The sequence below is a fragment of the Mycobacterium sp. E2733 genome, from assembly GCF_001667585.1.
In the GTDB taxonomy this organism is placed as follows: domain Bacteria; phylum Actinomycetota; class Actinomycetes; order Mycobacteriales; family Mycobacteriaceae; genus Mycobacterium.
In genome coordinates this window covers 1-24,495 of the sequence record NZ_LZJZ01000096.1, presented here as the reverse complement: position 1 = coordinate 24,495, position 24,495 = coordinate 1, and the positions used below count along the sequence as shown (strand labels likewise).

Annotated in this window: 19 protein-coding genes; 4 read left to right on the top strand and 15 right to left on the bottom strand. The window is 66.6% G+C overall.

The features are described 5' to 3' along the window. The first annotated feature begins 93 nt into the window (after nucleotides 1-93). Both A5678_RS17970 and A5678_RS17965 read left to right on the top strand, forming a co-directional pair. Nucleotides 94-2,019 carry an ABC transporter ATP-binding protein/permease gene (locus tag A5678_RS17970; RefSeq protein WP_068044750.1) on the top strand — a complete coding sequence of 642 codons (1,926 nt, stop codon included), beginning with the start codon at nucleotides 94-96 and terminating at the stop codon, nucleotides 2,017-2,019. A gap of 105 nt (nucleotides 2,020-2,124) precedes the next feature. Beyond that, nucleotides 2,125-4,791: an adenylate/guanylate cyclase domain-containing protein gene (locus A5678_RS17965; RefSeq protein ID WP_231983707.1), complete on the top strand. Its 2,667-nt coding sequence runs from the start codon at nucleotides 2,125-2,127 to the stop codon at nucleotides 4,789-4,791. A 52-nt stretch (nucleotides 4,792-4,843) separates the two neighbouring features. Here A5678_RS17965 and A5678_RS17960 read toward each other — a convergent pair whose 3' ends face one another. The 3 genes from A5678_RS17960 to A5678_RS17950 form a co-directional block, all read right to left on the bottom strand. Beyond that, complete coding sequence (locus A5678_RS17960) at nucleotides 4,844-6,316, bottom strand: FAD-binding protein (RefSeq protein ID WP_068044748.1); 1,473 nt, start codon at nucleotides 6,314-6,316, stop codon at nucleotides 4,844-4,846. A 73-nt stretch (nucleotides 6,317-6,389) separates the two neighbouring features. Continuing rightward, the gene (locus tag A5678_RS17955) at nucleotides 6,390-6,890 is read right to left on the bottom strand and encodes a VOC family protein (protein WP_068044745.1); all 501 of its coding nucleotides are present in this window, start codon (nucleotides 6,888-6,890) and stop codon (nucleotides 6,390-6,392) included. Nucleotides 6,891-7,020: 130 nt separating this feature from the next. After that, nucleotides 7,021-7,704: a TetR/AcrR family transcriptional regulator gene (locus A5678_RS17950; protein ID WP_068044743.1), complete on the bottom strand. Its 684-nt coding sequence runs from the start codon at nucleotides 7,702-7,704 to the stop codon at nucleotides 7,021-7,023. Nucleotides 7,705-7,816: 112 nt separating this feature from the next. Between A5678_RS17950 and A5678_RS17945 the strand changes: the two genes are divergently transcribed. Next, nucleotides 7,817-8,272 (top strand): nitroreductase/quinone reductase family protein, encoded by a 456-nt coding sequence (locus tag A5678_RS17945; RefSeq protein WP_068044741.1) that lies wholly within the window; start codon nucleotides 7,817-7,819, stop codon nucleotides 8,270-8,272. A 4-nt stretch (nucleotides 8,273-8,276) separates the two neighbouring features. Here A5678_RS17945 and A5678_RS17940 read toward each other — a convergent pair whose 3' ends face one another. Both A5678_RS17940 and A5678_RS17935 read right to left on the bottom strand, forming a co-directional pair. Continuing rightward, nucleotides 8,277-8,960 carry a hypothetical protein gene (locus tag A5678_RS17940; protein WP_068044739.1) on the bottom strand — a complete coding sequence of 228 codons (684 nt, stop codon included), beginning with the start codon at nucleotides 8,958-8,960 and terminating at the stop codon, nucleotides 8,277-8,279. A 94-nt stretch (nucleotides 8,961-9,054) separates the two neighbouring features. Beyond that, nucleotides 9,055-9,987 carry a sterol desaturase family protein gene (locus tag A5678_RS17935; RefSeq protein ID WP_068044736.1) on the bottom strand — a complete coding sequence of 311 codons (933 nt, stop codon included), beginning with the start codon at nucleotides 9,985-9,987 and terminating at the stop codon, nucleotides 9,055-9,057. A 101-nt stretch (nucleotides 9,988-10,088) separates the two neighbouring features. Between A5678_RS17935 and A5678_RS17930 the strand changes: the two genes are divergently transcribed. Next, nucleotides 10,089-11,285 (top strand): NAD(P)/FAD-dependent oxidoreductase, encoded by a 1,197-nt coding sequence (locus A5678_RS17930; RefSeq protein ID WP_068044734.1) that lies wholly within the window; start codon nucleotides 10,089-10,091, stop codon nucleotides 11,283-11,285. Here A5678_RS17930 and A5678_RS17925 read toward each other — a convergent pair. The 10 genes from A5678_RS17925 to A5678_RS17875 all read right to left on the bottom strand — a co-directional run bounded on the left by A5678_RS17925 (nucleotide 11,282) and on the right by A5678_RS17875 (nucleotide 24,397). Further along, nucleotides 11,282-11,995 carry an MgtC/SapB family protein gene (locus A5678_RS17925; RefSeq protein ID WP_068044732.1) on the bottom strand — a complete coding sequence of 238 codons (714 nt, stop codon included), beginning with the start codon at nucleotides 11,993-11,995 and terminating at the stop codon, nucleotides 11,282-11,284. The genes A5678_RS17930 and A5678_RS17925 overlap by 4 nt on opposite strands. Nucleotides 11,996-12,145: 150 nt before the next feature. Further along, entirely contained in the window at nucleotides 12,146-12,466 is a 321-nt protein-coding gene (locus tag A5678_RS17920; protein WP_068044730.1) for a DUF732 domain-containing protein, read from the bottom strand. Nucleotides 12,467-12,565: 99 nt separating this feature from the next. Beyond that, nucleotides 12,566-12,889, bottom strand: a complete 324-nt coding sequence (locus A5678_RS17915; RefSeq protein ID WP_068044728.1) for a DUF732 domain-containing protein — start codon at nucleotides 12,887-12,889, stop codon at nucleotides 12,566-12,568. 52 nt (nucleotides 12,890-12,941) lie between these two features. Then, entirely contained in the window at nucleotides 12,942-14,360 is a 1,419-nt protein-coding gene (locus A5678_RS17910; protein WP_068044726.1) for a PPE family protein, read from the bottom strand. Nucleotides 14,361-14,432: 72 nt separating this feature from the next. Then, complete coding sequence (locus tag A5678_RS17905; RefSeq protein WP_068044724.1) at nucleotides 14,433-15,689, bottom strand: PPE family protein; 1,257 nt, start codon at nucleotides 15,687-15,689, stop codon at nucleotides 14,433-14,435. Nucleotides 15,690-16,859: 1,170 nt separating this feature from the next. Beyond that, on the bottom strand, nucleotides 16,860-18,692 hold the full coding sequence (eccA, locus tag A5678_RS17895; RefSeq protein WP_068044721.1) for a type VII secretion AAA-ATPase EccA: 1,833 nt from the start codon (nucleotides 18,690-18,692) through the stop codon (nucleotides 16,860-16,862). Beyond that, the gene (gene eccE, locus A5678_RS17890) at nucleotides 18,689-19,894 is read right to left on the bottom strand and encodes a type VII secretion protein EccE (protein ID WP_068044719.1); all 1,206 of its coding nucleotides are present in this window, start codon (nucleotides 19,892-19,894) and stop codon (nucleotides 18,689-18,691) included. The genes eccA and eccE overlap by 4 nt, the downstream gene beginning before the upstream one ends. 19 nt (nucleotides 19,895-19,913) lie before the next feature. Next, the gene (locus A5678_RS17885) at nucleotides 19,914-21,740 is read right to left on the bottom strand and encodes a type VII secretion-associated serine protease mycosin (protein ID WP_068044717.1); all 1,827 of its coding nucleotides are present in this window, start codon (nucleotides 21,738-21,740) and stop codon (nucleotides 19,914-19,916) included. Then, entirely contained in the window at nucleotides 21,718-23,229 is a 1,512-nt protein-coding gene (gene eccD, locus A5678_RS17880; RefSeq protein ID WP_068044716.1) for a type VII secretion integral membrane protein EccD, read from the bottom strand. Before eccD ends, A5678_RS17885 begins: the two co-directional genes overlap by 23 nt. 265 nt (nucleotides 23,230-23,494) lie before the next feature. Beyond that, a complete protein-coding gene (locus A5678_RS17875; protein ID WP_055405688.1) occupies nucleotides 23,495-24,397 on the bottom strand; it encodes an ESX secretion-associated protein EspG in 903 nt (300 codons plus the stop codon). Nucleotides 24,398-24,495 lie beyond the last annotated feature (98 nt).

Here is a 24,495-nt window from a genome sequence, read left to right as displayed (position 1 = left end):
AACCGCAGCCTAGCCAGATCCTTCGGGTACCTTCGCCGGAGGATTTGAAGTTCCCGCAGAGTCCGCCAGCTCGACCCCGAGGAGACAGCGACCATGGGCCCGAAGCCGTTCAAGCCGTCGATCGACTGGTCGGCGGCGACCGTGGATTCCTTGCGGTGGGTAGCCATCGCGTGGGTCATCAGCGCGGTGGTCCTCTTCATCGTGTTGGTCGCCTTCAGGTACCTCACGCCGTGGGGCCAGCAGTTCTGGCGGATCACGCGTGGTTACTTCGTCGGTGCGCACAGCGTGCGTGTCTGGGCGATGCTGGGCGTGCTGTTGCTGTCCGTCCTTCTGTCGGTGCGGCTGATGGTGTTGCTCAGCTATCAGGGCAACGACCTGTACACGGCGGTGCAAAAAGCGGTGCAGGGCCTCGCGGCCGACGACGAAAACGTCAAACAGTCCGGGATACATGGCTTTTGGATGTCAATCGCAATCTTCAGCGTGTTGGCGGTCTTGTACGTCATCCGGTTCATGGTGGACATCTACCTGACGCAGCGTTTCATCATCGCCTGGCGCATGTGGCTTACGGCCAATCTCACCGACGATTGGCTCGCCGGCCGGGCCTATTATCGGGACCTGTTCATCGACCACACCATCGACAACCCCGACCAGCGCATCCAGCAGGACATCGACATCTTCACCGCGAACGCGGGTGGCACCCCCAACATCCCCTCGAACGGGACCGGCAGCACCTTGCTGTTCGGGGCCGTGAATGCGGTGGCCTCGGTGATCTCCTTCGCCGCGATCCTGTGGAACCTGTCCGGCAACCTGACTGTGTTCGGCGTCGACATCCCGCGCGCGATGTTCTGGACCGTTCTGGTGTATGTGCTGGTCGCCACTCTGGTGGCGATCTGGCTCGGCCACCCGCTGATCTGGCTCAGCTTCAACAACGAGAAGCTCAACGCCGCGTTCCGTTATGCGCTGGTCCGATTGCGTGATGCCGCAGAGGCCGTGGGCTTTTACCGCGGCGAGCGAGTCGAGCGGGCGCAACTGTGGCGGCGCTTCACCCCGATCATCGACAACTATCGCAAGTTCGTCCGCCGGACCATCATCTTCAACGGCTGGAACTGGTCGGTGTCACAGGCAATCGTTCCGCTGCCGTGGGTGATTCAGGCGCCACGCCTGTTCGCCGGCCGGATCGACTTCGGCGACGTCGGGCAAAGCGCGACGGCCTTCGGCAATATTCAGGATTCGCTGTCGTTCTTCCGCAACAACTACGACGCGTTCGCGGCCTTCCGGGCGTCGATCATCCGGTTGCACGGGCTGGTCGACGCCAATGACAAGGGCCGAGCGCTGCCGACCATCCTGGTCAAGCCGAGCGAAGAGGCGCCCGTCGAGCTTCGCGACATCGAAGTGCGCACGCCGGCCGGGGATCGGCTGATCGACCCGCTGGATGTTCAACTCGCCGAGGGTGATTCGCTGGTGATCACCGGCCGCTCGGGTGCGGGCAAGACCACGCTGCTGCGCAGTCTGGCCGAGTTGTGGCCGTACGCGTCCGGGACCCTCTGCCGCCCGCAGGGTGACAACGCGACGATGTTCCTGTCGCAGTTGCCGTACGTGCCGTTGGGCAGCCTGCGCACAGTGGTGTGCTACCCGAACTCGCCGGACAACGTCTCCGATGCCGAGCTGCATGAGGTGCTCACCAAAGTCGCGCTGGCACCACTGCTTGACCGGCTCGACGAAGAGCGGGATTGGGCGAAAGTGCTTTCCCCCGGCGAACAGCAGCGTGTCGCCTTCGCGCGCATCCTGCTCACCAAACCCAAGGCGGTCTTCTTGGACGAGGCCACCTCCGCGCTGGACGAGGGCCTGGAATTCGCGTTGTACCAGCTGGTGCGGACCGAACTGCCGGACTGCGTGGTGGTCAGCGTCAGCCATCGGCCCACCGTCGAGCAGCACCACGAGCAAGAGCTGCAGTTGCTCGGCGGCGGGCCGTGGCGGCTGGGACCCGTGGAGGAGAAGAAGGAACCCGCGCGCGTGTAACGGCTATCGGCTGCGGAATCGAGGACGACGACGACGTCGATTGCGGCGATCTTCGATCCTGTGCGATGTTTGCTGTGGCATTCTGCATGGGTGTGCACTGAACGGGTGGATCGCCCTTCGGGCATCGTGACGTTTCTGTTCACCGACATCGAGGGTTCGACACGTCGGTGGGAGGCCGACGCCGAGAAAATGCGGACCGCCCTGGCGCTGCACGACCAGGCGCTACGCCAGGCGGTCGAGTCGTACGGCGGATGGTTGTTCAAGCACACCGGCGACGGTGTCTGCGCCGCGTTCGCCTCACCGAAATCCGCGGTGGACGCGGCTGTCGCCGCCCAGCGCTCACTGGATTTGCCGGTGCGGATGGGGTTGGCGACCGGCGAGGCCGAGTTACGCGACGCGGACTATTTCGGTGCCGCGCTGAATCGCGCGGCGCGGGTGATGGCCGCGGGCCACGGCGGGCAAATTTTGCTGGCCGATTCGACGGTGGGCCTTTTGAGCGGCGTGGATTTGCTGGATCTGGGTCCGCGCCGCTTGCGGGACCTGCCCGCCCCGGTGAGAGTGTTTCAGGTTCGGGCGCCCGGCCTACGCGCCGACTTTCCCGCATTGCGGGCGGCCGACAGCGGGCCGGGGAACTTGCGCCCGCCGCTGACGACTTTCATCGGCCGCGAAACCGAAATCGCCCAGGCGCGTTCGGCTTTGAGACTCCATCGGTTGGTGACCTTGGCCGGCGTCGGTGGGGTAGGCAAGACCCGGCTGGCGCTCGAGGTTGCGACGCAGCTAGCCGACGATTTCGCGGATGGTGTTTGGCTCTTCGAACTCGCAGCGGTCACGGACCCCGCCGCGGTGCCCGATGCGGTGGCCGCGGTGCTGGGCGTCACGCAACAGTCCGGGAAAACGGTGTCCGACAGCGTGGCCGCCGCATTAGAGGGCAGGCTGCGACTGTTGGTGTTCGACAATTGCGAGCATGTGCGCGACGCGGCCGCCGACCTGATCGAGGCCATCCTCACCCACTCGACGACCGTGCGGATTCTGGCAACCAGCCGCGAGCGGCTGGACGTCGCGGACGAGCAATTGTGCTCGGTGCCGACGCTGGGTATCGCCGAAGGCATCGACTCGCCGGCCGGAATGTTGTTCATGCAACGCGCCCAACAGGTGTCGTCAGACTTTTCGGTGACGGAGGCGGACGCGGCCGCGGTCGCCGAGATCTGCCGTCGTCTCGACGGCATTCCGTTGGCCATCGAACTGGCGGCCTCGCGCATGGCGTCCATGACCCCCGTTGAGGTGCGCGACCGGCTCGATCACCGATTCCGGTTGCTGGTTGGATCACGGCGCGGCCTGGGTCACCACCAGACATTGCGTCACGCTGTGGCGTGGTCCTATGACCATCTCGACGAGGACGAAAAGGCGCTTTTGGAGCGCTGTTCGGTGTTCGCCGGCGGATTCGACCTGCAAAGCGCCTGCGCGGTGACTGGCTTCATCCGGTCGCAAAGCGTCGACGACTACGCGATCTTGAATCTGCTGCATTCCTTAGTACGCAAGTCCCTGCTCGTGGTTGATCGACTTGCGGGGCAGACACGCTATTCGATGTTGGAGACCATCCGAGAGTTCGCCGAGGAGCAACTCGTCGCCAGGGGGAAGGCGCCGGCGGTGCGGGCCGCCCACGTCCGCCATTTCGCCCAGCGTGCAACCGACGCGTTGGACGTGTGGGATAGCACGAACCAGCGGCAGGGCTACGCCTGGTTCTCCGCTGAGATGGCGAATCTTCGCGTCGCATTCCGCTGGGCGGCCGATCACGACGATCTGGACGATGCCGTCGCCATTGCCACATCGGCGGCGTTCCTCGGATTCATGGTTAATGCGATGGAACCGACCGCGTGGGCGGAAGAACTCATCGAGTCCGCTCGCGCGGCCGACCATCCCAGGCTCCCACTCCTCTACGTGCTGGCCGCGAACTGCTATATGGCCGGACGGATCGACGACGGGGTCCACTACGCAGACCGCGCGGTGGAAATGCTCAACGGTGATCACAGCGGGCTGCCGTTCGGCTTGGAGGGCTGGCCTTCTGGGGCGTATACGGCCAGCGGGCACCCCGAACGGTCCGTCGAGTTGTGTCGCGCCCAGCTGGCACGGGGTCGCGACTCACACACCATCACCAGGGGGTGCCTGGTGATGGCACTGACGATCAGGGGACCCAGCGAGGAAGCCTCCGCGATCGTCGACGACCTCGTCAACGCTGCCCAAGCGACCCGCAACCCCGCCGCGCTTTGCTACGCGCTGCTCGCCGCGGGGTTCGCCCTGCGCGACGTCGACCCTTCGCGCGCGTTGGCGTCCTTGCGTCAGGCGTTGGCCCTCTCGCAAGAGTCCGGCAACCGCACCAGTGAGACTCACACGGCGGCCGTTCTGTGCCGCGTCGAGTCCAAATATGGTGACCCGTTGGCGGCGCTCGATCACTTCAGATTGGCCGTCCACAATCATCACGAGGCGGGCAACACCACCATGATCAGCACACCGTTGGCTCTGCTCGCGGGATTCTTTGACAAAATCGAACGTTACGAGGCGGCGGCCACCATCGCCGGTTTCGCCTTCGGCCCCGTCACCGCCGCGAGTTTTCCCGAGATCGCGGCCGTGATCGCCCATCTCAGCAGCGTGCTCGGTGCGGATGCGTACGAATCGTTGGCGCGGGCTGGAGCGAAGATGACTACCGCCGAGATGGCCAACTACGCTTACCGCGAAATCGACCGGACCCGAGCAGAACTGGAACGCGCCGGCTGAATCAGCCATCCACGCCCCCGGCCCTGCGGGCCGCGTGCGCTCCGGCCGGGTCCTAGCGCGCCTGCGCGCCCCCGGCCCTGCGGGCCGCGTGCGCTCCGGCGCGGCGCCCGAAGAACGAGCCCTCCCCCAGCTGCGTCCCGCTGGCGTAACCCTTGCCGTCCTGGGCGATGTTGGACGCGCAGGCCCCGGCCGCATACAAGCCCGGCACGACGGTGCCGTCCTCGCGCAACACCTCGCCGTCGACGGAGGTGACGAGCCCGCCGATGGTGAAGCCGGCGTACATCGCCTTACCCAATGACATGTCGAACGCGCCCCATGGGCCGTGATCTTGTGCCGCAAGGAATTCGGGCTGCTTGTGGAAATCGGGATCCTCGCCGCGGGCCGCGTTGGCGTTGTAACGGTCCAGCGTCGCGACCAGATTGCCCTCCGGAATGCCAAGTGCGGCTTCCATTTCCGGGACGGTCTCCCATCCGTCGATCAGCGGTACCAGCGGCATCTTGGGATGCTCCAGGTGCGCCTCGTCGACGATGAGGAACGCCGCGCTGTCCGGCTGGTCCATGATGAACCCGGAAGTCCTGGAATGGTAGGAATCCTCGGCGACGAAGCGCTGGCCCAGCTTGTTCACGATGATCCCCGTCAACAGGATCGACGGCGGGTACGGCGGAGCCGTGATGAAAATCTGATCCATGTGCTCGGTTGCGCCGCCGGCCGATACGCCCATCCGGATGCCCAGCCCGTCGTCGTAGGTATTGCCCAGCACGAACGGTTTCTCGGCCAGCTTGGGGGTGTACTTGGCAACCATGTCCGGGTTCATCACGAATCCTCCGGCAGCGACGATCACCGACTTTGCTTTGATCGCACCGGTTTCGGAGAACCGCTTCCACATGACACCGCTTACCGCGCCCGAACCGTCCACGATGAGTTCGGTCGCGCCCGTCTCGTACCGGATCTGCACGCCCAGGCTCGCGGCGCGCTTCAGCAACAGATCGATCACCATGCTGGCGCCCCCGGTGTCGCCGGGCACGGGCACCTTGTGGCCGCGTGGTGCCGGCACCGCCTGCTCGAGGAAGGGCCACACCTTCTCGTTGCCGGTGAACATCAAGCCCTCGGTGTTGGGCTGGATGACCGCCTTGCCCGGGAAGTAGCTGCGCTCGAACTGAAAACCCAAGTCTTCCAGCCAATTGAAGTGCTCGACACTGCCCTCGCAGTAGGCCCGGATCTTGTCGTGATCCGGCTGCCGGGACACGGCGACCAGGTACTTGTACATCTCCTCGGGCGAGTCCGCGTGGCCGGTGGCCTCCTGGACCGCCGTTCCTCCACCCAGGTAGAAGTGGCCCCCGGCAAGCGAAGTGGTGCCGCCCGCCACCGCGGCGCGCTCCAGCACCAGCACCCGCGCACCGGCGGCCGCAGCGCTCACGGCGGCGCAACCGCCCGCGATGCCGAAGCCGACCACCACAACGTCGACGTCATCTGACCAGGACGTCACGTCGTCCGCGTTGAGGGTTGCCGGTATCTCCGTGCTCATTGGCGCCACTCCCTTCCTCCGCAAGCGGGAGGTACCCCCACGTCGCTGCGTTCTGCGTCGTCGCCGGCGCGGCTCACCGCTGCTCCTGCTTGATGTAGTCGTAAAACGCCCTCATCTCGGGCGCGATGTAGGCGATCTCAACAAACGGCACCGCCGCCTGCGGCGCTGACACATAGGCGAATTGAATTCCGCCGGGCATCACGCCTTGCTGCACGACCGGGGCCCCAAATTCGACGGCCTCGGCCAACACTGCGTCGAACCGCCCAGGGGTCTCGGCCTCCACGCAGATGTGGTGCAGACCGGGCCCGGATTCGCGCAGAAAGTCACTATAGATGTTCTCCCCGCGGACGGGTTGGATCAGTTCCAACTGCATGTCCCCGAGATAGCTCAGCGAGATGCTGGCGACGAAATCGGCTGGCTTGCCAAGGTAGCTGCAGGATTCCGGAGCAAAGTGCACGTCTGGTATCCGGATCCATTTGCGCACCCCTAACAAGCCGGTGAGGGCGGTTTCGGTGGCGTCCAGGTCGGTGGTAACCCACGCGATCTGCGTCGGCGATTGAACGGGAGGGGTCATCGTCTCGCAGGATAGTCCAGAGGCTCAGCCGCCAGAAAGGGCCGCGAAAACTTTGCCATGGCGAGCCGCTCCGGCGCGGCCCAAGCTGGGTGAACGTGTTCTAATTCCGGGCCCGCGGCCGTCCGGGCCGTCAATGCTGGCTCAACACACCCACCAGCAGCCGAAGCTGGGCGTCGAACACCGCCTCGGGGTCGGTCAGGGTATCGGCACCGTATTGTCCGAACACCTCGAGGCTGATCGCACCCAGCACCGCCGCCCACAACAGGAAGCACTTGGCGACCACCTGATCATCGCCGGGAAAACCGAACTCATGACGGATCCGCTCAAAGTCCGACGACATCGGTTGGGGCGCAACGGTATCGGTCAGCCTGATGTCACCGGTGGCTATCCCGGACGCCACGGCGTCGAAAAAGGCCGCCACCACCCGCGTTCCCACCGCCACGGTGCGCTCCGGCGGTGCGTGATAGCCGGGCACGGGGCTGCCGTACAACAGGGCCCAGCGGGCCGGGTGCGCGAGGGCCCACTCGCGCGCCGCCCGGGAAATGGCGATGACGTCGTCACTCCAGAGGTCCCCGACCGCGGCGCGGGCTCGATCGACGGCCTCGGCCAGGTCCGAGTAGGCGTCGACCAGTAGCAAGGTCAGCAGCTCGTCGCGGCTGGACACGTACCGGTAGACGGCCGACGACACCATGCCGAGGTCCCGCGCGATCGCACGCACGGACAACCCTGCCGCACCGCGGTCGACCAGCTGCTGGCGACCGAGCTGGATGATGCGCGCCTCGATCTGTTGCCGGGTTTCCTGGCGTTTGCCCACGCGGTCAGTGTGGCATAACCGAGATCACCGCTCTTGCTTTATGGCCGGCGGTGTGGCATCGTTCCCGTTTTAGAGAGCGGTGCTCTCGGTAGGAGCTGCGAGAGGATGCGAGATGTCCACGCGATACGAAGAGCCGGGCGGGGTCGTGCGGGCCGCCAACGCGGTGATCCGCTGGCTTGCCGAGATGGGTGTCAGCATCGCCGGTACCCATGCGCTGCGGGTCCGCGGGCGCAAAAGCGGAAAGACGCGGGCGGTGGTCATCAATCTGCTGACCGTGGACGGGGTGGACTACCTGGTCTCACCCCGGGGTAACACTCAGTGGGCCCGCAACGTCAGGGCCGCGGGGGTCGTCGAGACCGGCCCGCGCTGGCGCCGGCGGCGCGCCCGGGTGAGCGAGGTGGCCGATGCGGCCAAACCGGAACTGTTGCGGCGCTATCTGGACCGCTGGTACTGGCAGGTCAAGGACTACGTCGCCGGGCTGACCCCGGAGAGCACCGACGAACAATTCCGCGCCGTCGCACCCACGATTCCGGTTTTCGCGCTCGCGGAGGCGGACGCGTCCAGCTGAATCGCTATCGGGCGCTCCCGCGGGTCACGCCGAGGTCCTCACGGACTTCTTCGGACGTGGCCCGCCACGACACCGCCGCCGGGAAGTCCCCCCACACGCTGTTGAAGATCCCCACGAGCAGCCCCGGACCGGCGCTGGACGGCAGGTACACGGGCCCGCCCGAATCGCCGTTGTGGCTCTGCACGCCGTGCGACATGGTGAACCAGCCGTTGTTGACGCTCTCCACCGTCCCGCAGGTTTCACCGGTGCTCACGCCGAAGTGGCAGATCGCCTGTCCCGGGGCGAGCGCCGCCGCCGGATTCGAGATCAGTGGACGCCCGCCCGGCAGAACGTTGTTCGCCATCACGCCGTTGTCCAGCACGATCGCCTCGTAGTCCGTGATCAGCTGGTCGGTGGCGACCGTCGTGCCGCTGGGGGTGTTGTCCCGGAAGGCGGCCAGGCGGCCGATGACGGCCCCGCCGCGGTCGGTGACGACTCCGGCGCCGCCGCGGCAGTGCCCCGCGGTGAACGCGACCTTGAGGTTGGGGTCGACGTAGCCCAGCGTGCAGACGCGATTGTCCTGTCGGATCTCCATACCCGGATAGACCATGACAAAGTCGGCTTGAGCCGGCGCAGACGGCATCCATTGCGCGAGCGCGGCGACGGTGAGCGACGCGGTGAGCGCACGCATTGCCAGGCGACGCACCATCAACTCCGATCCGTCGGGGCCAAATCTCGACCGATTTGAGATTACGGCGTGACTTTCCGTTACGCAGAAGTCTTCGCGCGGTCCGCCGTCGGCGTTACGGAGATGTCGCCAGGGAAACGGCCGCCTCGGTGTGGTCCGCGGTGCGCGGCGCCCAGCCCGGCGGGCCGAAGACGTAGCCCAGACGATCGCGCAGCCGGGTCGCGGAACGCCAGTCCTGGGCGATTGCGACGTATTCACGGGTCTGCAGCTTCCAGATGTTGAACGTCTCGACCCGTTTGGTCAGGCCGTAGTGCGGGCGGAACAACTCGGCCTGGAAGCTGCCGAACAGCCGGTCCCAGAGGATGAGGATTCCGCCGTAGTTCTTGTCGAGGTAAATCTGGTCCATCCCGTGGTGCACCCGGTGATGCGACGGGGTGTTGAAGACGAATTCGAAGGGCTGCGGCAGCTTGCCGATCCGCTCGGTGTGCACCCAGAACTGGTAAATCAGGCTGACCGAGAAACTGAAGAACACCATCCAGGGCGGGATCCCCAGCAGCGGCAACGGCACCCACATCAGGATCTCGCCGCTGTTGTTCCACTTCTGGCGCAGCGCGGTGGCGAAGTTGAAGTATTCGCTGGAGTGGTGGGCCTGGTGCGTCGCCCAGATCAGCCGCACCCGGTGCGCGATCCGGTGGTAGGCGTAATACAGCAAATCGACCCCCAGGATCGCGATGACCCAGGTGTACCAGTGGGCCACCGAGAGGTGCCAGGGCGCCACGTAGGCATAGATCGCGGCGTAGCCGAACAGGGCGAGGGTCTTCCATGCTGCTGTGGTGCCCACCGAGACCAGCCCCATCGAGATGCTGGCCAGCGAGTCGCGGGTGAGGTACGCGCCGGAGACCGGCCGTGCGTTCTCGGCGATGCTTTCCAGCTTGCGGGCCGCCGCCCATTCCAGCGTCAACAGCAACAAGAAGAAGGGAATGGCGAGCAGCACGGGATCCCGCATCTGCGGGGGCAGCCCGGCCACGAAACCTGAGAGTGCACTCACAGGCACAAGAGTACGACGACCTGCGGGATGGGCGGGTCGCCTTGGTCCGGTATGCGGACCACACTGGGACGACGGGGCCGAACAACGCGAGGTGTGAGCAGTTGACCGCTGTGCTGGTGATCGGCTCGGGCTTTGCCGGATTGTGGGCGGCGCTCGGTGCCGCCCGCCGGCTCGACGAGCTGGCCATCCCGGCGGGCACGGTCGACATAACCGTGCTCGCCACCCAACCGTTCCACGACATCCGGGTGCGCAATTACGAGGCCGACCTGCGCCAATGCCGCATTCCGCTCGCCGCACTGCTCGAACCCGTGGGAGTGGCTCATGTCGCCACCGAGGTGACCGCGATCGACACCGACGCCCGCACCGTCGCCACATCGGGTGGCGCCACGTATGACTACGACCGGCTGGTGCTGGCCTCCGGCAGCCAGGTCCTCAAACCCCCGATACCGGGCCTGCGGGAGTTCGGCTTCGACGTTGACACCTATGACGGTGCCCTTGCGTTGCGGGAGCACCTGCTTCGGCTCGCCGACGGCTCCCCGACGACAGCGGCGGGCACGGTCGTCGTGGTCGGGGCGGGCCTGACCGGCATCGAAGTGGCTTGCGAGCTACCGGACAGGTTGCGGCGGCTTTTCGCTGGGAGCGACGTCAGTCCACGGGTGCTGCTGTTGGATCGCAGCCGCATCGGCTCCGACATGGGCTCCTCGGCGCGTCCGGCGATCGATGAAGCACTATCGGCCAACGGAGTCGAGACCAGGGCGGGCGTCGGCGTCGCGGCGATCAGCGAGCGCGGTGTGTCGCTGACCTCGGGCGGGCACCTGGCGGCGGGCACGGTGGTGTGGTGCGCCGGCATGCGGGCCAGCTCGCTGACCGAGCAGCTGCCGGTGGCGCGCGACCGACTGGGGCGGGTGCCCGTCGATGACTTTCTGCGAGTCATCGGAATCCCCGCTGTCTTCGCCGCGGGCGACGTCGCCGCTGCCCGGATGGACGACGACCACCTGTCGGTGATGTCGTGTCAACACGGCCGCCCGATGGGCCGCTACGCGGGCTACAACGTGATCAGCGACCTGTTCGGGGAGCCGCTGCTGGCGCTCCGGATCCCTTGGTATGTAACCGTTCTCGATCTCGGGCCAGCCGGCGCGGTTTACACCGAAGGGTGGGATCGGCTGCTGGTATCGAGCGGCGCACGGGCCAAGGATACGAAGCGGACCATCAACACCCGGCGGATCTACCCGCCGCTGACCGGGAACCGCACCGACCTGCTGGCCGCGGCCGCGCCGGAGCTGCAGTCCCGCCCCTAGCGGTCCGACTGTGCTTCGTCGCCGGCATACCACTGCACCGCGCGGACCCCCGGCTGCAGGGACAGCTCCGCCACCAACCGCTCCAGCCGGGATGGAGCGTCGCCGTCCATGAGTAGGTGCGCGGTCAACGTGACCTCGTCGTCGCCGGACCGCCCGGTGTGGATGCCGCGCAGCGTGATGTCGTTGCCGCTCGCGTGCTGCACGATCTGAGCGCGCGCGTACTGCTCGTGTTTCGGACGGGAGACCACCTGCACCAGGTAGGGCCGCAGGCTTTCATCGTCGTCGCCGGTGTTGTCGCGGTCGATCAGCCGGCCCAGGGGCCGCCCGAACACGTGGATGGCGATGACGGTCCCGGTGCCGATCAACGCGAACATCAGATGCCCCGACGCCGCGAGGACCCCGATCGCAGCGGAACACCACAGGGTGGCGGCGGTGTTGAGGCCCCGGACGTTGACCCCTTCGCGCAGGATCACGCCACCGCCGAGGAATCCGATGCCGGACACCACATACGAAGCGACCCTGGTGGGGCTGGTGTCGGTGGTGGCAGCGGCATACAGCACGAACAACGTCGCTCCGCCGGCGACCAGCGCGTTGGTCCGCAGGCCGGCCCGGCGCGCGCGCCATTGCCGCTCCAGACCGATGAGAGCGCCGCATCCCACGCCGACGGCGAGCCGGAGCGCGAAATCGGCGACACTCAGCGTGGTCTCCATCGGCACTCCTTCCCTCGGATCGGCAACGGCCGCAGCTAACCACGCCCAGGTGAACGGCAGATGGACCCGAGCCGAACCGGATGCGGTGCGGCCACGCGTGCGAAACCTGCGGGCCGCCAAACGGTTCCGGTTACGCCCCGCAGCGGCAGGCTAGCTCCTGTTCAGTTGCTGAGGGCAGTAAAACTTCGCGGCTATCGCCAGAAACGACGTCGCGTGATCCGTAGTGAGCCCGGGATTTTGGCCCTTCAAATCGTTGACCATCTGGGGGCCGTACTCGCCATTGCCCATGGCAGTGCACACCGCTTGGGCGAACTGAACCGCTGCCTCCGGCGTCTTGTAGGTGATGCCCGCGCTTCGCAGCGAGGCGAGGAAACTCGCCTCGTCGACGGCGCCCGCATCCGGCTCACCGTGCGCGGGCGCGGCGAGCGCGATCACAGCCGAAACGGCGATCAGCGCGACTAGCAGCCTCATAACCGGTGATTGTCTCATGGCGCGCCGCCGACTGCAGCGCTGGCCCCATGTGTCGAAACACGTTATAGGCCAGCCTGATACGGCACTGATGGGCCTCGATCAGGCCTTGCTGAGCTGGTGCGGGCAGTAGTATTTCGCGGAAAGCACTGCGAAGTTGGAAGCCATCTCCATGTCCATGCCCGGATTGTGCGTCTTCACGTCGTGGACCACTTCGAGGCCCGATTCCCCGTTGTTCAGGCACGAACACACCGCCCGGCCCGCTCCGACAGCCGCATCGGGACTTGCGAAGCCGAAGCCGGCCTGATGCAGGGCGGCGAGGAAGGCCCCGTCATCGCCGTTCGGTACGGGTGGAGGATCGGCGTATGCCGGTGCGGCCAGACCGATCATCACGGGGGCGCTCAATAGAACCAATAACCGTTTCATTACCCACCTTTCTTCGTGCGCTTGGCTGCCAAGGTCTCAATCATGTTGGCGTTCAACCTAACTGGACATCAGCGGGCAAGACTTTGGATTTGTCGCCCTTTCTCAGATGCACCGCGTGGATGCCGGGCTTCTTCGCCAGCTGCTCGAGCAGGGCGTCGAGGCCTTCTTGATCGACGTTGTGGTGCTGCACGGTTTCGGGTTTCTCCGATATCTGTGCGACCAGACGCTTCAGTTGTTCCGGCGACTGTTTGTCTTTGAGGTCCTTGATGGGCTTCATCCGGTTGCGGACGCCGGCACCGACCACGGTGGGCCCACCGGAGCCGAGGGCGCTGCCCAGCATCCCCGCCATTCCCATCGAACTGAACAGGCTGCCCTCGCCCAGCGCGGCCGCCGGCACCGCCTCGGGCCCGGCGGCCGACAGTGCGGCGGCAACCGTTCTGATGGCCGGGGTGGCCGAGGCCCAGCTGGGCGGAACGCTCAACTGGCCCACCAACGTGCCGCGCGCGAGGCCCGCCGTTGGGCTGATCGCGTCATACAGCGTGCCCCGGCCGAAGCCCAACGCCCCCAGCCCGGCGCCCAGCGCGTCCTTCGGTAGCGCGCCGTAGGCGACGGGTGGGGCGAACTTGAGCCACTGCGACAAGGGGAAGTTGATCAGCAGTCCGACGTCGTTGAACTGTGTGGTCAGGCCCAACGGCACCTTGACCGCGTTGTACATGGCCGTGATCAATGGGGTGCCGCCAGGAGTGGTGCCGAAGCCCTTCAAGAAGGTGTTGATCGTGGTGTTGTATTGGGTGGCAAGCTGCGAAAGCCACGCCAGTATCGGGTTGCCCGCTGTCGCGGTCGTGGTCAGCGAGTTGGCTGCCGCGCTGACCGTTGACCCCGCATTGCCGGCGGAGGTGCCCGCACTTTGGCTTATTGCAGCCGCCTGCATCGTTGTACCCGCAGCGTTCGTGGTCGCGGGCGGCTCCGCGAACGGCGTAAACCTCGAGGCCGCCTCCGACGAGGTGGCGTAGCTGTCCATCGCCACGGCGTCCTGGGCCCACATCTCGCTGTACTGGGTCTCGGTAGCCGCGATCGCGGCGGTGTTCTGTCCGAAAAGGTTGGTCGCCATGAGCTGCGCCAGGAGGGCACGGTTCTCCGCGATCACCGGCGGTGGCACATGCGCGGCGAACGCCGCCTCGTACGCGGCTACCGCCGCGTTGGCCTGAGTGGCCGCCTCCTGGGCCTGAATCGCGGTTTGCTGCATCCAGGTCACATAGGGCGCGGCCGCCGAGGCCATGGCAAGAGACGAGGGGCCCACCCATGGCCCGGTGGCCAGACTCGAAACCACCGACGAATAGGCCGACGCCGCGGACTGCAACTCCGCGGCCAGGTTCTCCCATGCGGTCGCGGCCGCCACCAACGACTCCGGTCCCGGGCCGGCATACATCCGGCCCGAGTTGAACTCCGGAGGAAAGGCTCCGTAAAACATCTTTGTTCCCTTACCTGGTGGCGGGCGGTTGCGTGCACGGTGTCGGGCTGGCGTGCGGTGTGTTCATGGCAGTCACTCCTCGATGCACGGGATCACGATGATGGTGGCGGCGGCCGGATCGGCCTCGACGACGGCACCGCCCAGCGAGCCGGCCGCTGCGGCGGCACTTCCGCCCATGGGGTGGGTCGCGCTGGCGGCGACGGCCCGCCCAAGCAGGCTGGACAGGCCCATTTGGCTGAAGACACCCTCTTCGCTCGCCAGCGCGGCGGCCGGGGCGGCAGCCATGTTGGTGGGCATCACCTGGGCGACTGTCCGGATGGCCGGCGCAGCGTCCGTCCAGCCCTGCGGTACCGACATGCTGCCGACCATGGCCGCTTTGCCCATGGAGCCGGATACCGGTGCGACGGCGGAGCTCAGCATGGGACGCACGGCACTGGGGCCGCTGGTCAGCGGTGCCAGTGCCCCGGAGATCGCTTTCGGGCCGGACAAATAGGCTGCGGCGCCTTGGCCGTTCTGACCCCAGGCGTACGCCTGACCGAACGACAGGAACGGGCCACCCGGAACGCTGCTCCATGACTGGGGGGAATACGGGCCCGTCAGCACCGACCAGATGTTGTTCCAGTAGTCGAGGTTTTGCCCGATTCCAGTGGTGATTCCGGTTCCCGTCGTGGGGTTGGCTGCCGCAACATTGCCGGCGTTCAGGAGGGGTTGCATCGCCGTGCTCAGCTGCGCGGCGGTGTTCGAGCCCGATTGCGCACCCGACTGGGTGACCGCGGCGGCCTGCATCGGCCCGGCGGACTCGTTGGTGGTCTGCGGCGGCTCGGTGAACGGCGCCAGTTGCGACGCGGTCGCCGACGAGGCCGCGTAGCCGTACATCGCGGCGGCGTCCTGGGCCCACATCTCCATGTATTGGGCTTCGGTGGCGGCGATCGCCGGGGTGTTCTGGCCGAGGATGTTGGTGGCGATGAGCGTTGCGAGCAGGGCGCGATTGGCCGCGATCACCGGTGGCGGCACCGTGGCCGCAAACGCCGCCTCGTAGGCGCCCGCGGCCAGTTTCGCCTGAGCGCCGGCCTCTTCAGCCTGAGCGCCGGTGGCGTGCATCCAGGCGACGTATGGCGCGGCGGCGGCGGCCATTGCGATCGACGAGGGACCGGTCCACGGCCCCGTCGCCAGCGTCTCGATGGTCGAGTGGTACGAGGCGCCGGTGGCCTGCAGCTCCGCGGCCAATTCGTCCCACGCCGCGGCAGCGGCCAGCAGCGGACCCGACCCCGCACCGACATACATCCGCCCCGAGTTGATCTCCGGCGGAAGCGCTCCGAAGTCCAACATCTACTACCTCCCGTCCCGCAAGTGGCCGCCAGGGTAGGCGCGACTTTGCTGCCCCGGCCGCATCCGCGGCGAGGTTCTAATGAAATCCATCAGATCCGGCATTGCAGCCATGAGCTCGTTTCACACATTTCGAACAAGGGCCTCCTATCTCCCTGACTAAGTTCCCGGCGATGATTGGCGCCCGACTTACCCGATCCGATCCACGAATATAAGGCCATTGTGCCGGTGATGCATTTCGGTCGGCGTTCTCTCCTGGTAACAGAATGTAAAAAGGAAATGTCACACTCTCGTCGGCGCCTGTGAGAAGTTGAGCCGCTCAGGCATTTACGTGTGACTTCGCATACACCCAGGTAAAAGGCGCTTCCAGCATGGTTGAGGGGCGATTTACGCCAACGCGCAAACCGCTATTTCAGCGAATAACAACCGCACGGACCGACGCTATTGCCGGTCGCGCTAAATTGATTCCCAATCGAATGCAGGGCGGACTTGAGGCGTTGAATCCTCCTATCGCCATATCGCAACACAATAAAAACAGGCGTATTTAGCTCGTGCGCATAAATACCTATCGGATTTGACCCGACCGCTCATAGCAAGCGTGTCAATCCGAAACGATCACCCCATCCGGGACGCAATTACGGCCCAACTGGGAGCCGACGGCGCTGTCGGTGCCGGCCGTGTTGCTGCCGGCGGTCTAGAACGTTTGCTTGTGGGCAATGGCCCCGGATGGATCACCCGGAAGCCGCGATCCGACCAGTTGATGAGTTGCCGGCAGGCCACCGAGCGCGCACCGTCGCAGAAGCCGCCCGTCGGCGGTTCGTCGCGCACGGGGCTTCGCCTGTTCGCCGACGAGGTCACCCGGACGCGAACGGTGCCTCCGAGCGCCTAGGTCGCCGAACCGATACGTGATCGCCATGCCGTTCCCTTACTGTTCATCCACACGAAGGGTAAACGGGCTACTCTGCCGCGCCGCTGATTAGCTGCTGACAGTTTGCTGGGAGCTAGTTTGCACTGCTCATCGATGGTTTTCGGAGGGCGCAGACGGCTCGGCCATCACGGCTACGACGTTGCTAAACGTCGGGATTTTCTCAACAGTGATTTGTAATAACCCGCCCCGGTCCCTGGTGTTGCCGCAGGCACCATCTGTCATCCGACGGCGGGCGCGCCAGGGACCTAGGTCGTCTTGTTCTCGGCAACCGCCGCGCTGAGACCCTCGGCCAGGTCCTCTTGGGTCAGCTCCTTGAACCGCAGGAGTTGCTGCTCGCTGAATTCGGTGACATCGCTGGCCAGCACCGCATCCAGGTCTTCGTCGTCCAGACGGAAACTGCGGTGATCGCGGGCCTTCTCGACCACATTGCGGACGAAGCCGGCGTTGCCGAGCGTATCGATGCCGCGGATCAGGTCCCCGTCTTCGGAGTAGCTCTCATCGAGATAAAACCTGGTGTACGAAGGCAATAGCGAGTGCGCCGCTTCCTCGGTGATGACGTCCTCGTTCTCCTGCCCCATCAACCGAGTCAACGCGACCAGCTCGTCCGGCGTATAGCTGAAGAACTCGATCACGGTCGAAAACCGCCGCCGCAGACCCTGATTCACGTCCAGCATCTTCTCCATCGCCTTGGCGTAACCGGCACCGAAGACGACGAGTTCGTCGCGATGATTCTCCATGTACAACAGCAAGGTGTTGATGATCGCGTTGCCGTAGGGGTCACCTTGCTGATAGCCCTTTTCGTGCAACGTGTGCATCTCGTCGAAGAAGACCGCCCCGCCGAGAGCCTCCTCGAGCATCTCCTCGGTGTTCTTCTCCGCGTCGGCCATGTATCGGCCCAGCAACTTGGTCCGGCTGGTTTCCACCACCACCGGTTTGCGCAGCACGGTCAAGCCACACAACTGCTTGCTGAACGCCCGTGCCACCGACGTCTTTCCGGTCCCGGGCGGACCCAGCAGCAGGGTGTGGCGCGAGGTCACCGGCACGGGAAGGCCCATCTTGGCGCGGGCGAGGTTCACCTTCGTCGTCGCCTTGATGAGCTTGATTTCCCGCTTGGCGCGTTCCATGCCCAGCATCGCGTTGAGCTCGGCGTCACCCTCGGCCAGGTACCTGGCGGCCTCCTCGGCGTGGCGGGCGGCCTCCGTCTCCTCCCGGGTCGGCGCGCTCTCCGCGTCCCACGGATTCGTGCGCGCCTCAATGGTTTCCGGGTCGGTCAAGACCAGTCGATAGCTGGGGTTGTCCAGCGCTTCGCGGGCCGGGCCGAACTTCGGATCCCGCGAATACACCCGGCGCAACAGTTCGACGGCCTCGTCCTCGCGGCCCAGGTGGCGCAGGCACATGCCCTGGGTGTAGAGGGCGATGTTGGCCGCGCCCGGAACGCGGTCCCCTTCAATCGCGTCCTGGCCGCGCCGGATCGCCTCCTCGAAGACGCCGAGCGACGCCAGCGCCGTCGTCGCCATGGCCGCTCCGGCGGCCTTCAGTTCGGGCTGACGCCAGACCTTGCCCTCCGGGAATTGGTTGAGTACATCCGGCCACCGCCCGGTGCGGAAGTACAGCACGCCCCGCACATAGTCGACCAGCTCCTGCTCGAAGGGTTGGCGCGGCTCCACCCCGTCGAGCAGCTCCGCGGCCTCCTCGTAGCGTTTGACCTCGGCCAGAACGGCCGCGTATGCACACGCCAGTGACTCGACGCTGGTGACAGCCAGTTGCAGGAACAAGCCGTCGGAGACCTGGGGACGGAAGTGCAGATCGGTGACCCCGAGCCGGCGGGTCTCCCACCCGAACGTGCGGTTCGCCGCCCACGCGCCGGCGAGCACTTCGATGCTCCGCTCCCCGGCAAGCAATCGCGCCAGCCAGGCGTCGCACATCCCCGGGTCCAGGTTGCTGGCCGTGGTGAACATCTGCGACGCAACCTGCGGGTTGTGACTCGGCTGCAACCCGTTGACGGAGATCCCGGATGCCAGCAGGCCGGCGACCATCGCGTTGCGGGCGCCCTCAGCGGTCGATTGCGGCCGCGTCATTGCGCCACAGGCACGCCTGCCGGGCTCTCTCGCAGCTGACCGACCGACAGCGTGAGCTCGTCGTCGTCACGCACGGCACGGCTCGGCACGACAAGCGAGGCGTGTGTCGCGGGGGCGGGCAGGCTGGCGCGGACCGCGGCCAGCTGGCGCCCGGTGAGGCGATTGAGGCCGGACGAAACATTCCGGGGCAGCCGCTTCTCGGTGTGGTAGCGCACCCAGGCCGACACCTGCGGCCGGCCCGCGCGGGCGGTGAGCCGGACCGTCAGCACGGTGGCGACGGTGTCCGCCTGCCACAGCTCGTCGAGCGCGTCGGTGGTGATGTCCGCGGGCGTCACCCAGAAGCTGGTGGTGAAGCCGTTGAAGTGCTTGAGGTGGCGCCAGCCGGGCCGGCTCCAGGTGGGCTCCAGATCGGCCAGCACCGCGCGGTCGACTTCGGTGATCTCCTCGGCGGTCAACGGCTTTGCGGCACAGGTAAGTCCGTCGAGATCCTGAGCCAGCCGCTCGGTGGCCGCCACCAAAGTCGAAGCCAGGGAATCGCGGACCGCCACAGCGGCGATGTTGCGCTGCGGGTTCATCCGCAACACCAGCCAGGTGCGGCGAACGTACGAGGTGGGCTCTCCGTTCGCCACCTCCCACTCCTCGGGGCCCCAGTCGTCGAGCTTCGACAACTCGGCGGCCCCAATGCCCGGGCCGCCGCGGCGCACCTTCACCGACACGATGTCGATGTTGTCGAGGTGAATGTCGAACTGCCGCAAGCCATCACCCACCGCCTGCACCAGCAGGGTGGGCGCCGAGTTCCGGTGCCGGTGGCGCGAAGACGGGTCGTCGTCGCCCCCGTTCACCGCGATGACCGAGACCAGCTGGCCCTCGTACTCGCGCACGCCGACCTTGTCGCGCCCGAATCGGCGCTGGTAATCGAGCACCGGTGTGCAGCCCGCTCCCAGTGCGGTGCCCGGGTCGGCGGACCAATCCCACAACCAGGTGGCCAATCCCGACGTCACTGTCACGCCGTGGTAGGTGACCAGCGAGAGCAGGGCGACCAACGCCGCCAGGCCGACACCCACCCAGAACGCAATGCGATAGGTACCCTGCCACGACTCCGGGCAGTGGCTGGCCACCACCAAGATGGCGATGTCAACCAGGAACACCGCGGTGACCCGCGGCCACGACAATGACAAACCGAACCTGCGCTGAGCTTTCATGTCTGCTGCTGCTCCGCCCTTATTGCTGCTTCCGCGATCGCTTCATCAGCATCGCCGTTCCAAACACGCCCCCACCGATCAGTAACGCCCCGAGCAAGCCTCCGGCGGCCACCCACACTGGCACCATATCCCGCGGCGGGACGGGCTTCGGTATGTTCAGCGGCGCCGACAGTTGCTGCGGCGGCTTCAACGGCCCTTCGGGTACGTCCCACGTGAGTGCCGCCACCGGGTCGACGATGCCGTGCCCGATCTGGTTGTCCACGCCCCGTGCCGGCGCCCGCGCGGTGCGGGTCAACCGGTTGATGACCTGGTATGCCGACAGCTGGGGAAACTTCGCGCGAACGAGTGCGGCGACGCCGGACACGATCGCGGCCGAGAAGCTGGTGCCGGACGGAACCAGCAGCGTGTTGTCCGGTCCGTCGATCGCGTTGATGACGCCGTCGTCCCGCGGTGACAGCCCGACAACGTCGGTGCCGGGCGCGGCGATGCCCACCCACGGACCGGCCACGCTCGTCGACGCCTGACCCTGGTTGCCCTGAGTCATCGGTCGGCCATCTTCGTCGACCGCGCCCACCGTCAGGACGTAGTCGCTGAACCACGACGGCGTCACGACGGTGGTGACGGAACTCCAGTTGCGAGGATCGTTGGGCTGCAACGGATCATGCGCGGGATTCTGTTTGCAGTCCTTCTTGCTCGTGTCGCCGGCCGCGGCCACGATCACGGCGTTCTTGTCGACCGCCGCATAACGCACCGCGGCACCGAGCGCCCGCTGGTCGATGATGTTGCGCGCGCTCATGCAGGTCACATCCGAGATGTTGATGACCTGCGCGCCCATGTTGGCGGCGTGCACGATCGCCCGCGCCATCGTCTGGACGTCGTCAATCTTCGCCCGGGTCTGCGGGTCTTCGTCGCCGGTGTAGGCATCCTTGAGGCCGAACGCCTGGCTGGACTGGCGGATTCCGATGATGTCCACATCCGGGGCGACACCGCTGAAGGCGTCAGGACCCGCCGAGGGTGGCGCGGGCGGCGGAGGTGGCGGGCTGGGCGGCGGATCCAGCGGCCTCGGCCCGCGCGGGTTGTCGACGCCGACTACGTGGCTCCCACCGGAGTAGCTGGGGATCGTCACGGTGCCCCCGCCGTGGTTGCTCGCGGGGGCCTGCCCGCCCTGGGGCGGTCCCGGCGGCGGACCCGCGGGCGCGGGCGGTGGCGGCAGCCCGAATGGCCCCGGAGCCGGCGGCTGCTCCGTCGGCGAAGGCGGAACCATCGTCACGGTCTGCGGCAGGGGCGACAACGTCACCGTCTGGGGCGGCGGCGCTTTCGGTGGCGGTTCGGTGGTGGGGATGGTGACCGGCCGGCGCGGCGCGGCCGGTGGCGCTCCGGCGCCGTTGGCCGGCGCGGCGCCGATCATCGAGGCCACGATGGTGCCGTGCGCGTCGCAGTCGGACAACCCGTCACCGCCCATGACGTAGTCACCGCCGGGGATCAGGCGCGGAAACCTCGGGTGTGGGCTCACACCGGTGTCGATGACGGCCACCTTGATGCCGGCACCGCGGCCGAACTGCCAGGCCTCCTGCAGGTTCAGCATGTCCATGTACTTCGGCTGCAACCGGAAATCCGTGCCGGGCAGCACCCCGACCTCGGTGCAGTATGAATTCTGCTTCATGGGCGCCGGCGGCCCGGGCGGACCGTCGGGCGGCACCGCGCCGGGATCGATCGTCGGCGGCGAAATCGCATAAGCGGGCGGTAAACCGGCCAATGCTCCTGAGGCGAGCAAGATTGCGGCGAGACCCGCAGCGGAAGCGCGCCCTCGCCACACCTTGCTACTACCGGTAGCGGATTGCTGCATAGACATTCATCAACCACAATGCCAGCGGGAAAATCGGCATCAGGCAGAGGTATTCGATCCATTCCACGAACTTGCGGAACAGCGGGCTGTAGATCGTGTTGGGCACCACGGCCGCCGACGTGAGGCCGGCCGCCGGCAGCAGAACCAGGATCGCCGCGCAGATCGACACGGCCAGGGGCGACTGCAACACCAGCGCGTACCGCACCACCACCGCACCGACGATGAGGACGGCGGTCACTGCCAGCGTGATCGCCTGCCAGCGGTCGACGTAGGAGCGCCCGCGCAGCATCAGGAACCCGGCGCTGAAGCCCGCCAACAACAGCGGCAGCCAGCGCTGGCCGGTGTGCGGATCCGACAACGCCGTCAACGAGACGACCATCAGCACGCCGAGCCCGGTCAGCAGGCCGGTCAAGAAGGAGCGGGCGCGCTCGGCCTGCACCAAGACGTCGCGGACGGACGCGGGTCCCTCGAGGACCGGGGGCCCACCGTCGGAGCGGACCACGGTGGTCGGCAGGTCGGGCCGGGCCTCGAACACCCACCGGCTGGTCGCCGAGGGGAACACCGGCAGCCGAATGCCGGCCAGGCGGCGGGAAAGCGCCGGCGCGGTGTGATAGATCAGCACGCACACCAGGACAACGCTGGTCAGCAGCGTCACGGCGCTGGTCATCGCGACCATTCGCGCCAGGGCCGCGATCGCCGTGACCACGCTGACGGTGACGAGCGCGGTGTAGAGCCCCAGGCGGCGTCCGGTGAAACGCAGGGCCAGCATCGCGGCGATGGTGAGCACACCGAAGCCCAACACCGCGTGCGGGGAGCCCACTCCGCCGGGGGGCGCCGCCGCGGCGGCGACCGTGAGAGGCGCCAGGCCGCTCAGCAGCATGATGTCGGCGACGCGGCGATCTTGCTCCGTGTGCGCCCGCATCTGCAGCAGCAGGGCAACGCCCAGCACCACCGCGGCGATCACCGCGGAGTACGCCGTCGGCAACCAAGAGTTGTGGTGCCACCGGTACCAGAGCAGCAAGCCCGAGGCGGCAGTCACCCCGGCCGCCACCATCGACGCGCCGACCTGCACCGCCACGACGGGGTCGATCGCGGCGAACCGCTTGCTCAGGTTTGCCGCGACCGCGGTGGAGATGTGCTCGATGACCTGCGAGCGATGCTCGGTGTCCTGGATGAACCGGATCCACAGCCGGTCGCCGTCGTAGACGTCCTGTTCGGTCAGGGACTGGGTCGCCCGCAACGGGGTGCCGTCAACCAGGCAGAGCGCCCACCTGCCGCGGCCCGTGGCCTCCAACGGCGTCTCGCCGAGTTCCCTGAGCCGGCTGTTCACCACCTTCAGCAGCGGCTCGGTCATCACCGAGACGGGGGCGTTGGCGTCCAGTAGGACGCCGATCTGTACGCCCGCCCCGGCCATAACGCCGACCACGACCGCCCGAGGCTGCGAAATTCCCTCAACGTCAGGCTGTAGCGCTTCAACTACCGCAGTCATCGCCCTGAACCCCTTACCGTCGTGAATGTGTAACCCCGTACCGCCAGCCGGGCGGAAGTGTGCGCCGGCCCGCTTTCCGGGAAGCTGCGGCCCCCGGGAAAGTGCAGCCCGACTAATCCGAATTCCATCTACCCCGCCTCGCGATTAAAACCTTTGGTGACAGTGGTTTGAAATTTGCTGAATCTCTTAGAGAAGTATGCCGTGTTGGCTTCTCAACCGCATGTTGAGCGCAAAGACATTGGTGAACTTTATGTTTCGTCGAATGTCAGACCCTGCTGTGGGTTTTCCACTCGCCGTAGGGAAGTGTGTCCAGCACCGTCTTGACGCCCACCTGCACCAACTGGGGGGTCGCCGGACAGATGGCCAGCCACGCCTCCCCCGACCCGGCCGTCCGCGCTTGCTGGTACAGCGCGATACGGCCACCGGAACCGTCTTTGAGCGACAGCACCGAAGCGCTGGGGCCCTTCGCGTCGTCCCGGTACTGACGCGCGTACACCGCGACCTCGGCCGCTGGGTCGGAGAGCGCCTGTCCCAGCGCGGCCACCGTGGCGGCGCTGATGCCCATGCGCCGCAGATCGCCGCCGGAGAACACGTTGAAGCCGGACTCCTGCCACGACTTCGTGGCTTCCAGCATCTCTTCCAGCGGCACGTTGACCGCGTTGATCGCCGCGGGCTCGGCGTGGTGGATCGACTCCAGCGCGTCCAAGACCAGCGACGCGATCGAGGCGCTGTCCGCGATGGCGACGTCGTCGACCGTGATGTCACCGCCCACCCGTACCGCGGACACCCAGTGCTGGCCGCGGCGGGCCAGCACCACCCGGAACTCGTTGTCGGGGATGTCGCGCGACCCGGGTGGCTGATTCTCGTCGTCGACCACACCGTAAAGCAGCTTGCCCCGCGACAGCAGGGCGATGACCTCGAGGTCCGGCGCGGCCAGCACCCTCATTCGAGCGGCCACATGTTCGTTCACCTGATCGTTTTCGACAATGCCCTGCTCGCGCATCACCGCCATGCCGGGGTGCTCGTTGAGCCAGTCGCTCGAGTCGGTCGAAACAAATGGCCGGCACCGCAATTCCGGCGCGACGTGCCGGATGTCCAGGAGGGCCTGGAGCATCCAGAAACCGTCGACGTTAACGGTGATGTCGGTGCGGGCGGTCTGCTGATCCATCAATACCTCAAGGGTTCAAAGTGCACGGTAACCGCAGGACGCGGCAGCACACCACCCGTAGGTGGTCTCTTAACAAATAATAACCATCCGAAGAAGCA